Origin of the sequence: Kutzneria sp. 744 (assembly GCF_000568255.1) — a bacterium.
Taxonomy (GTDB): domain Bacteria; phylum Actinomycetota; class Actinomycetes; order Mycobacteriales; family Pseudonocardiaceae; genus Kutzneria.
Window position 1 is genome coordinate 8,146,339 of record NZ_KK037166.1, and the last position, 9,986, is coordinate 8,156,324.

Annotated in this window: 10 protein-coding genes; 7 read left to right on the forward strand and 3 right to left on the reverse strand. The window is 69.0% G+C overall.

Translation table 11 applies throughout. The features are described from left to right. Positions 1 to 656: transcriptional repressor LexA (gene lexA / locus KUTG_RS37545; RefSeq protein ID WP_043731970.1), on the reverse strand; the 656-nt coding region annotated here is incomplete at its 3' end. 204 nt (positions 657 to 860) lie between these two features. On the opposite strand from lexA, the gene KUTG_RS54340 reads away from it, so the two are divergent. From KUTG_RS54340 to KUTG_RS37565, 4 genes are all read left to right on the forward strand, one after another. Then, positions 861 to 1,286 carry a LysM peptidoglycan-binding domain-containing protein gene (locus KUTG_RS54340; RefSeq protein ID WP_052395847.1) on the forward strand — a complete coding sequence of 142 codons (426 nt, stop codon included), beginning with the start codon at positions 861 to 863 and terminating at the stop codon, positions 1,284 to 1,286. 232 nt (positions 1,287 to 1,518) lie between these two features. After that, positions 1,519 to 2,007 carry a transcriptional regulator NrdR gene (gene nrdR / locus KUTG_RS37555; protein WP_043723703.1) on the forward strand — a complete coding sequence of 163 codons (489 nt, stop codon included), beginning with the start codon at positions 1,519 to 1,521 and terminating at the stop codon, positions 2,005 to 2,007. 81 nt (positions 2,008 to 2,088) lie between these two features. Next, entirely contained in the window at positions 2,089 to 4,863 is a 2,775-nt protein-coding gene (locus KUTG_RS37560) for a vitamin B12-dependent ribonucleotide reductase (protein ID WP_043723706.1), read from the forward strand. Between the two features lie 245 nt (positions 4,864 to 5,108). After that, a complete protein-coding gene (locus KUTG_RS37565) occupies positions 5,109 to 6,080 on the forward strand; it encodes a Fic family protein (RefSeq protein ID WP_052395848.1) in 972 nt (323 codons plus the stop codon). A gap of 39 nt (positions 6,081 to 6,119) precedes the next feature. Here KUTG_RS37565 and KUTG_RS37570 read toward each other — a convergent pair whose 3' ends face one another. Next, positions 6,120 to 6,848, reverse strand: coding sequence for a GNAT family N-acetyltransferase (locus KUTG_RS37570; protein ID WP_043723711.1), 729 nt, complete (start codon positions 6,846 to 6,848; stop codon positions 6,120 to 6,122). A gap of 10 nt (positions 6,849 to 6,858) precedes the next feature. Further along, the gene (locus KUTG_RS37575; RefSeq protein ID WP_043723713.1) at positions 6,859 to 7,323 is read right to left on the reverse strand and encodes a cupin domain-containing protein; all 465 of its coding nucleotides are present in this window, start codon (positions 7,321 to 7,323) and stop codon (positions 6,859 to 6,861) included. Between the two features lie 68 nt (positions 7,324 to 7,391). On the opposite strand from KUTG_RS37575, the gene KUTG_RS37580 reads away from it, so the two are divergent. The 3 genes from KUTG_RS37580 to KUTG_RS37590 form a co-directional block, all read left to right on the forward strand. After that, entirely contained in the window at positions 7,392 to 7,874 is a 483-nt protein-coding gene (locus KUTG_RS37580; protein WP_043723714.1) for a MarR family winged helix-turn-helix transcriptional regulator, read from the forward strand. A gap of 39 nt (positions 7,875 to 7,913) precedes the next feature. Then, positions 7,914 to 8,900: an ADP-ribosylglycohydrolase family protein gene (locus KUTG_RS37585; protein WP_043723717.1), complete on the forward strand. Its 987-nt coding sequence runs from the start codon at positions 7,914 to 7,916 to the stop codon at positions 8,898 to 8,900. 4 nt (positions 8,901 to 8,904) lie between these two features. Continuing rightward, a partial coding sequence (locus tag KUTG_RS37590) for an aminoglycoside phosphotransferase family protein (RefSeq protein ID WP_052395849.1) occupies positions 8,905 to 9,986 on the forward strand: 1,082 nt, incomplete at its 3' end.

Consider the following 9,986-nt stretch of genomic DNA (forward strand, 5'->3'; position numbering starts at 1 on the left):
AGGATCGGCTGGTAGGCCTCGTTGTGCGGCATCAGCCAGACGTGGTCGTCGCGCCGCTTGAACGTCTTCACGGTGGCCTCGCCGTCGATCATCGCGGCCACCACGTCGCCGTTCTCCGCGGTCGGCTGCTGGCGCACGGCCACGAAGTCGCCGTCGGTGATGGCGGCGTCGACCATCGAGTCGCCGACCACCTTCAGCAGGAACAGCGAGCCCTCGCCGACGATCTCCCTCGGCAGCGGGAACACGTCCTCGAACGACTGCTCGGCCAGGATCGGCCCACCGGCGGCGATCCGGCCGACCAGCGGCACGTAGACCGGCTGGACCGTGGGCGTGGCCATGCCGCCCGACATCGTGGCGCCCTCGCCGGTCAGCATGCCGACCGCGCGGGGCCGGTTGGCGTCCCGGTGCAGGTAGCCCTTGCGCTGGAGCATCTTGAGCTGGTGCGACACCGACGAGGTCGAGGTCAGCCCGACCGCGTCGCCGATCTCGCGGATGCTCGGCGGGTAGCCCCGCCGCTCCACCGACTCCTGGATGACGCGCAGCACCTTGCGCTGACGCGGGGTCAGCCGCGGGTCCTGGGACGGCGAGTCCTCCCCCTCGTCCATCACCTCAACCACGGGACCTCCTACGTCGCTGTCGGCGCCCTTGCGTGCCATCACGCTGCCCTCCTCCTCGACGCCACCCTCCCCGGCGGCGCCCCATGCCCAGTGATCTTCAGGGTCCAACGGTAGCCCGCCGCGCCGATTCGATCAAACACCTGTTCGAAGGACACGCCGTCGAACACTCGACCCGGCCGGCTCCGTGTGGTACATCTTCGCACGGACGTTCGATAGAACGCCTGTTCGATCATGGGAGGCGAGATGGCGACCCAGGAGCTGCTGATCAGGCCGGGAACCCGCCGGACGCGGGTGCTGCGCACCGGCTCGGGCGACTTCCGCCGCCCTCCGGGCCGTCCCCGCCCCGTCATCGCCCCCGGTGTCGCCACCGCGGCCGCCTGTCGGCCGAGGCGGATGTCCGGCGGCGTGCAGCTGGCCCTGGTCGGCCTGCTGACCTTCATCGCCTGCCTCGGCCTCGCCGCCGTGAACGGCCTGTCCTCGGCCGGCTCCGAGCCCGTGCCGACCGGTGTCGCCACCGTGCAGGCGCAGGACGGCGAGACCCTTCCCCAGCTGGCCCATCGGGTCGTTCCGAACAGCTCCGTGGACGAGGTCGTCGAGCGCATCGTCACGCTCAACCACCTCGGCGACCGGGCCCTGCATGCCGGGCAGCCGCTCCAGGTCCCCGCGTAGCACATCACTCGATCGGTGTTTCACCCGAGTGCCCGAGTGACATTCGCGTCACCATCTCTCTCAACACGTGGTCGGACGGCGTGTCGCGGTTTGCGTAGCGGCGCGGCGAGGCATACCTTCTACCCCTACATCTAGTGGTTCGCAGCGCTGAAGCTGTCCACAGATTGTGGGTAACCGCCCCCAACCTGTGGATGACTTGAGCCGTTGCAGGTCGGGGAGGAGTTGGGTCGCCGTGCGATGCCCGTTCTGTCGGCACCCGGACTCACGGGTGGTGGACTCCCGGGAGGTGGAGGAGGGCCAGGCGATCCGCCGGCGCCGCTCCTGCTCCCAGTGCAGCCGCCGCTTCACCACCGTCGAAGAGGCGGTGCTCGCCGTCGTCAAGCGCTCCGGGGTGACGGAGCCGTTCAGTCGGGACAAGGTCGTCACGGGCGTCCGCCGAGCCTGCCAGGGCCGCCCCGTGGACGAGGACGCCCTCCAGCAGCTGGCCCAGCGGGTCGAGGAGTCGATCCGCTCGACCGGCTGCGCCGAGATCCCCAGTCACGAGGTCGGGCTGGCCATCCTTGGCCCGCTGCGCGACCTGGACGGGGTCGCCTACCTGCGCTTCGCCAGCGTCTACCGCTCGTTCTCCTCGGTCGAGGACTTCGAGAAGGAGATCGCCGAGCTCAAGCGTGCCGAACACGATGGACAGCTGTCGCCTGAGCAGGAGCACGCGACCGAGTAGATGACCAGACGCAGGTTTCGCCGTCCCGTGCTCGGGACGGCCATGTTGACGCGCACGAAAACGGAACGAGAGGGAACGGTCATGACGAAGGCCGTCAGCAAGACGGGGTTGAACGTGCAGCGGGTCTACACGACCGAGGGCGTGCATCCCTACGACGAGGTGACCTGGGAGCACCGCGACGTCGTCATGACGAACTGGCGCGACGGCTCGGTCAACTTCGAGCAGCGCGGCGTCGAGTTCCCCGACTTCTGGTCGGTCAACGCGACGAACATCGTCACCAGCAAGTACTTCCGCGGCGCCGTCGGCACCGATGTGCGTGAGCGCAGCCTGCGCCAGCTCATCGACCGAGTGGTGCTCAAGTACGTGAAGGCCGGCGTCGAGCACGGCTACTTCGCCGACGACAAGACCGCCGAGATCTTCGAGCACGAGCTGACCTGGATGCTGCTGCACCAGGTGTTCAGCTTCAACTCGCCGGTGTGGTTCAACGTCGGCACCGCCTCGCCGCAGCAGGTCAGCGCCTGCTTCATCCTGGCCGTGGACGACACCATGGAGTCGATCCTCAACTGGTACCGGGAAGAGGGCCTGATCTTCAAGGGCGGCTCGGGCGCCGGCCTGAACCTGTCCCGCATCCGGTCCTCCAAGGAGCTGCTGTCCTCCGGCGGCACCGCCTCGGGCCCGGTCTCCTTCATGCGCGGCGCCGACGCGTCCGCCGGCACCATCAAGTCGGGCGGCGCCACCCGCCGGGCCGCCAAGATGGTCGTGCTCGACGTCGACCACCCCGACGTCGAGGAGTTCATCGAGACCAAGGCGCGCGAGGAGAACAAGGTCCGCGCGCTGCGCGACGCCGGCTTCGACATGGACCTGGGCGGCAAGGACATCGTGTCCGTGCAGTACCAGAACGCCAACAACTCGGTGCGCGTCTCCGACGAGTTCATGCACGCCGTCGAGGCCGGCGGCCAGTTCGGGCTGCGCTCGCGGCAGACCGGCGAGGTCATCGAGAGCGTCGACGCCAAGTCGCTGTTCGGCAAGCTGTCGCAGGCCGCCTGGTCGTGCGCCGACCCGGGCATCCAGTACGACGGCACCATCAACGACTGGCACACCTGCCCCGAGTCGGGCCGGATCACCGCGTCCAACCCGTGCAGCGAGTACATGCACCTGGACAACTCCAGCTGCAACCTGGCGTCGCTGAACCTGATGAAGTTCCTGCGCGAGGACGGCGCCTTCGACGCGCCGCTGTTCGCCAAGGCCGTCGAGGTCGTCATCACCGCGATGGACATCTCCATCTGCTTCGCGGACTTCCCGACCGAGCCGATCGCCGAGACCACCCGCAAGTTCCGCCAGCTGGGCATCGGCTACGCCAACCTGGGCGCGCTGCTGATGGCCACCGGCCACGCCTACGACTCCGAGGGCGGCCGCGCGCTGGCCGCCGCCATCACCTCGCTGATGAGCGGCACCGCCTACCGCCGCTCCGCCGAGTTGGCCGGCGTCGTCGGCGCGTACGAGGGGTACAAGCAGAACGCCGAGGCGCACCAGCGGGTCATGCGCAAGCACGCCGCCGCCAACGACCTCGTCCGCACGTACCACGCCAACGACATCGCCGTGCAGAAGCTGGCCACCACCGAGTGGCAGCGCGGCCTCGAGGTCGGCGCCCGCAACGGCTGGCGCAACGCGCAGGCCAGCGTGCTCGCGCCCACCGGCACCATCGGCCTGATGATGGACTGCGACACCACCGGCATCGAGCCCGACCTCGCCCTGGTCAAGTTCAAGAAGCTGGTCGGCGGCGGCTCCATGCAGATCGTCAACCAGACCGTGCCGCGCGCGCTCAAGGCCCTGGGCTACCAGCAGGAGCAGATCGAGGCCATCGTCGAGTTCATCGGCGAGCACGGGCACGTCATCGACGCCCCCGGCCTGCGCCAGGAGCACTACGAGGTCTTCGACTGCGCCATGGGCGAGCGCTCCATCGCGCCCATGGGCCACGTCCGCATGATGGCCGCCGTGCAGCCGTTCATCTCCGGCGCCATCTCCAAGACCGTCAACATGCCCGAGACCGCGACCGTCGAAGAGGTCGAGGAGATCTACTTCCAGGGGTGGAAGCTCGGTCTCAAGGCCCTGGCCATCTACCGCGACAACTGCAAGGTCGGGCAGCCCCTGTCCGCCGGCAAGGGCGGCTCCTCGTCCTCCGACGCCAAGGCCACGGAGACGGTGATCGAGTACCGCCCCGTGCGCAAGCGCCTGCCCAAGAAGCGCCCGTCGCAGACCGTGTCGTTCACCGTCGGCGGCGCCGAGGGCTACCTGCACGCCGGCTCCTACCCCGACGACGGCCTCGGCGAGATCTTCATCAAGCTGGGCAAGCAGGGCTCCACCCTGGCCGGTGTCATGGACGCCTTCTCCATGTCCATCTCCGTCGGCCTGCAGTACGGGATCCCGCTGGAGTTCTACGTCTCCAAGTTCCAGAACCAGCGCTTCGAGCCCAACGGCATGACCGACGACCCCGACGTGCGCATCGCCACCAGCGTCGTCGACTACCTGTTCCGTCGTCTCGCCCTGGACTACCTCCCGTACGAGAAGCGGTCCGAGCTCGGCATCTTCACCGCCGACGAGCGCACCGCCCAGGTCAGCGCCGACTACGGCCAGGTCGACCTGGAGGCCCTCCAGGTCGGCGTCGAGGCCCCGACGACCGCCGCGGTGGAGCCCGCCAAGCCCCGCGGCGAGGCCCACAGCTCCACCGAGCTCGTCGAGCTCACCCTCGGCAAGGCCGCCGACGCCCCCCTGTGCATGACCTGCGGCACCAAGATGCGCCCCGCCGGCTCCTGCTACGTCTGCGAGGGCTGCGGCAGCACCTCCGGCTGCAGCTGAGCTGAACCCGCAGGTCGGGGTGTGGGTGGCGAGCGGTTGTGCCACCCACACCCGGCTGCGGTGACGACCGGTGACCATCACGTCATCCACCTCATCGGGTGGATGACGTGATGGCAGGTACTGCACGCCCCGCAAAGTTGATAAGTTCAATTAGGTATTCATTGGATGTATCAACTTTGGGGTGTGTTGTGGTTGGCAGGGGGCGTCCTAGCCGCGCCAGCGTCTATGAGCGGCTTGACCGGGCGATGGCTGAGCTCAACCAACGTTACGGCGGACTGCCGAACCCCAAGGAAGCCCAGGCCATCTGGGACGACATCTGGCACCAGGAAGCCCACCATTCCACCGCGCTTGAGGGCAACACGCTTGTCCTGCGTGAAGTCGAGGCGCTGCTCGACTCCGGCCGTGCTGTCGGAGCCAAGTCGCTGCGGGAGTACAACGAGGTCCGCGGTTACGCGGACGCGGCCAAGTGGGTCTACGGCCAGGCTCTGGAGCCGGCGGAGTGGCACGACGGCAGGCTGTTGACGATCGGTGAGGTCCGGCAGGTTCATCACACGGCGATGACCCCAGTGTGGGACATCGCTCCGCATCAGGATGCGACCGGCCGTGAAGGGCCCGGCAACTTTCGAGAGCACGACATCCAGCCGTTCTCGGCGGGTATGAAGCCGCCGTCGTGGCCGCTTGTCGCGGCGCAGAGCCAGCAGTGGGTCGACGACGTGTGCGTCGCGGGCCTACGGATTCACTCGGGTGAAGACCTCGGTCGTCCGCTGGTGGAGGAGCTTGCCCGACTGCACAACACCTTCGAACGGATACACCCGTTCATTGACGGAAACGGCCGTGCGGGACGGTTGATCCTGAATCTCGTCCTGGTCAGGCTGGGTTACCCGCCAGTGGTCATTTTCAAGCGCCAGCGTGACATGTACCTGACGGCGATGCAGCGTGCTGACGCCGGCGACTACGGTGCGCTGGGGGAATTGATCGCCCGTGCGATGTACGACAATCTCAACCGTTTCATCGTGCCCAATGTTGCCGGCCCTGCGCGGTTGGTGCCGCTGGCGGCGTTGGTGGACGAGGAGTTCTCGTTGGCGGCACTGCGGCAAGCAGCACAGCGAGGCCGGCTGGACGCGGTTCAGGGAGTGGACGGCGTCTGGCGCAGTTCACGCAAGGCCGTCGACGCCTATCGACTGAACAAGCACCAACGACGTCGAGGGCGCGATTAGAAGCGACGTCCACCGCTTGCCCTCGGCGCGGCGGTCGGCTCAGTGGTGCTGCATCCAGAGGTTGGTCTCCTCGTAGTGGCCCTGGTCGAGCGTGCGGTCGATGTGGACGAGGTTCAGGGCGCCGGGGACGACGTAGGGGCCGGTCTGGGGGAAGGCCATGGCGGTCCACTTCTCCCATTCGGCAACGGTTCCCGTGACGACCATGGAGCGGGGCGCGGGGGCGAGGATGGTGGCGCCGAGGCGTTGGTGGGTGCGGATCCACGGGTCGAGGTGGAGGCCGTCGGGGCGGAGCCAGGTGAGGAAGTCGGCCATGGGGGTCAAGGGGTAGCTGGCTTTGAGGGTGGGGCGCACGGGGACGATCACGCGGGGGAGGCCGGCCTGGGCGGCGCGGTCGCGTAGGGCGGTGAGGGCCATGGCGGCGAGGCCCTGGCCGAGGTGGGACGGGTGGACGGTCGCCGACATGATGCACAGGGTGTCGGCGGGGATGCCGGCGTGGTGCTCGGTGACGGACTGGACGACGGCGCCGTCGTAGCCGGCGGGGAGGGTGGCGACGGAGCCGTTCCAGCGGAGGGCGACGGCGGCGGCGTTGGCGAGGACCTGGTCGTTGTCGACGAGAAGCACGGCGTACTGCGGGAAGCACGCCTCGAAGGCGTCGCGGTACTCGATGGAGACGGGATCGTGCAGGGCGAAGGTGGGCCAGGCCGCGCGGAGAGGGGCCATGGCGTCGCCGGTGAGGTCGAGACGGTCGCGGGTGGTGACGATCTGCACCGAGGGGAGTCTAGGCGCGCACCTGTTGCCAGAGCGGGCTTTCGACGAAGTGGTTGTCGAAGCGGTCCTGGGTGGCCAGGAGTTCACGGGGGTCGGCCTGTCCTTTGAGGACACGGTCGCCGAGGCGGAAGTAGTCGAGCCGGTCGAGCATGCCGGGGGCGAAGAGGATCAGCACGTCGGCGGACGAGGCGACGGCGCCGAAGGCGTGGGGCATGAGTCGGGGCACGACAAGGAAGTCGCCGGTGTCGAGGGTGACGACGCGCTCGCCGGCCAATGCCTGCAGGGAGCCGGAGAGCACGAAGAAGATCTCGGCGGAGCCGCGGTGGAAGTGCGGCGGCGGGCCGTCGACGCCGGCGGCGAGGGTGGTGCGGCTGGCGCTGATGGCGCCGTCGGTGTCCCGGCCGTCGGCGAGCAGGCGGATCATCGCATGGTCGGTGCCGAGCACCTCGGCTTCAGCGCTGCGAACGAGTGTCATGCGGCCAGGGTAGTTCGCCAGAGGATAATTCGCCAGAGAACTATCGTCTGGTGAACTAGGATGGGCGGGTGGACGACGCGATCGACGGGATCCTGGAGCAATGGCGGCGCGAGCGGCCGGACCTGGACCTCTCGGCGCTCGGGGTGTTCGGCCGGATCATGCAGCTCTCGGCCGGTCTGACGGCGTTCATGGAGCGGTGGTGCGCGGCCCACGGCATGCGAGCGGGCGAGTTCGACGTGTTGACTGCGCTGCGCCGCGCGGGCCCGGCGATGCCGTCGGATCTGGCCGACGCGCTGATGATGTCCCGCTCCGGCATGACCAAGCGCCTGGACGGCCTGGAGGCCACGGGCCTCGTGGAGCGCACGCTGGATCCGGCCGACCGGCGCAGTTTTGTCGTGGCGCTGACCGAACGCGGGCGGGAGTTGATCGACGAGGCCCTGACCGAGCACGCCGCCAACATGCAGCGGATGGCCGCCGTCCTGTCGGTCAGGGAACGGGCGGCGATGGAGAAGTCGCTCCGCGCACTGCTCGCCGCGGACGACGCCGGGTGATGAGGAAATACCGGTTGGCCGGGGTGTGAGAATCAGGGTGTGAAAGCGACGGGGAGCCTGTTCGGTCTGGCCTACGGGGACGCGATGGGGGCGCCGACGGAGTTTCTGTCGGTGGCGGAGATCGTGCGGAGGTACGGGGAGCAGGGGCCGCGAGAGCTGGTGGGGGATCCGGCGCTGATCACGGATGACACGCAGATGACGCTGGCGGTGGCGAGGGCGATGCCGCGGAGCGGGCCGCTGGAGCCGGGGGTGCTGGAGAAGGCGCTGCGGGAGCAGTTCGTGGAGTGGGTGGGCAGCCCGGAGAACAACCGAGCGCCGGGCATGACGTGCCTGCGGGCGTGTGAACTGCTGGCCTCGGGCCTGGCGTGGCGCAAGGCGACGGGGGAGACGTCGAAGGGCTGCGGCGCGAACATGAGGGTGGCGCCGATGGGGCTGATGCCGGGCCTCGGCGAGGTGGAGAGGGCGGCCGCGGCGCAGTTCCAGGCGGCGCTGACGCACGGACATCCGACGGCGTTGGCGGCGAGTGAGCTGACGGCCTTCGCGATTCACTGGCTGCGTAACGGAATGCGGCCGGCGGAGCTGCCGGATGCGTTGCGGGAGCGGTGTTTCGAGCAGCGGACGGTGTATCACGGGGACTGGCTGGCCGACCTGTGGGCGCGGCCGGGGGTGGACAGCCCGACGGACTTCATCGCCCGTGGATGGGATGAGTGCCTGGAGGCGGTGGACGCACTGAAGGCCGCCCTCGCAGCGCCGGACCGTGACGAGGATCCGTGCCTGCGCACGGGAGAGGGCTGGATCGCCGAGGAGGCGCTGGCGACGGCGGTGCACTGCTTCCTGCTGTTCCCGGACGAGCCGGTGGACATGCTGGCCCGGGCGGCGACGACGGCGGGCGACTCGGACTCGATCGCCTGCCTGGCCGGGGCGTTCATGGGTGCCGCACATGGCTTCGAGTGCTGGCCGGCGGAATGGTCGCAGCGCATCGAGCACGCGGACGAGCTGGCCCGCTTCGGCCGGGAATGGGACTGATCCGATGGGACGCACGGTCACGCTGGCGCTGGTGACGCCGGACGGGACGCCGCTGGGGACGACGCGGCCGTACGAGGTGGAATCCCAGTGGTGGCAAGAAGTAGCGCCGGTGGTGGCGGGGGCCCGTGAGGAGTTCGGCATCGAGGTGACGGTGCTGAGGCTGGTGGCGGCGGAAAGGCCGCAGCCGCACGGGGGAGCGGTGACGTACCTGGCGGAGTACGACGGCCCGCCGCTGGAATTGGGACCCCTACAGGAAAACTGGCTGACGCCGCATCCGCTGCGGATGACGTGGGCGCAACCCGGTGGGCCGGCGGCGTCGCTGCGTTGGGCGGGGGTGGAAACCGGTGTGCAGCAACGAACCTGGAACCTGTCGTCGGTGTGGCGACTGGACGGGGCGTGGCTGAAGGAAGCGCCGCCGTTCCTGCGGCAGGAGCCGATCGTGGTGGCCTGGCTGGGAAATCGGGTGCCGGAGCTGGTGCCGGGCCTGCTCAAGGCGGACGGCGGCCGGATGCTGTTGGCGGACGTGCCGGGCACGGATCGCTACGACGCGGAGCCGGCCGAGATCGCCGCCATGATGGAGGATCTGTTCGAGATCCAGTCGATGGCGGTCGAGCATGTGGACGAGCTGGTCGGTCTGGGAGTGCCGGACTGGCGGGCGGATTCGTTCATCGAGCGCGTGACGCAAGCAGCCGACAAGTACGCGGATCAGCTGACCACGCAAGAGCGGGACGAGCTGGGCAAACTGGTGGCGGGCCTGCCGGAGCGGTTCGGGAACCTGGCCGACTGCGGCATTCCGGACAGCCTGGTGCACGGCGACTTCCACCCGGGCAACGTCCGGTCGGACGGCGTGCGCAGGGTGATCCTGGACTGGACCGACAGCGTCATCGGCCATCCGGCGCTCGACGTCCGCGACGAGCCGACGCTCAACGCGCGCTGGTGTTCCCTGTGGCGGCAACGAATTCCGGGCTGCGAGCCGGAGCGGGCGCTCGAACTCAAGCGCCCGCTCGGAAGCCTGCGCGGGGCGGCGGTGTACGACGCGTTCCTGCAAGGCATCGAGCCTTCGGAACGGCCGTACCACGCCGCCGA

What these genes read in the sequence shown, in the direction of transcription:
- KUTG_RS37560 (WP_043723706.1), top strand. Translation starts at nt 2,089, where the DNA reads ATGACGAAGGCCGTCAGCAAGACGGGGTTGAACGTGCAGCGGGTCTAC.
- KUTG_RS54340 (WP_052395847.1), top strand. Translation starts at nt 861, where the DNA reads ATGGCGACCCAGGAGCTGCTGATCAGGCCGGGAACCCGCCGGACGCGG.
- KUTG_RS37565 (WP_052395848.1), top strand. Translation starts at nt 5,109, where the DNA reads ATGGCTGAGCTCAACCAACGTTACGGCGGACTGCCGAACCCCAAGGAA.
- KUTG_RS37575 (WP_043723713.1), bottom strand. Translation starts at nt 7,323, where the DNA reads ATGACACTCGTTCGCAGCGCTGAAGCCGAGGTGCTCGGCACCGACCAT.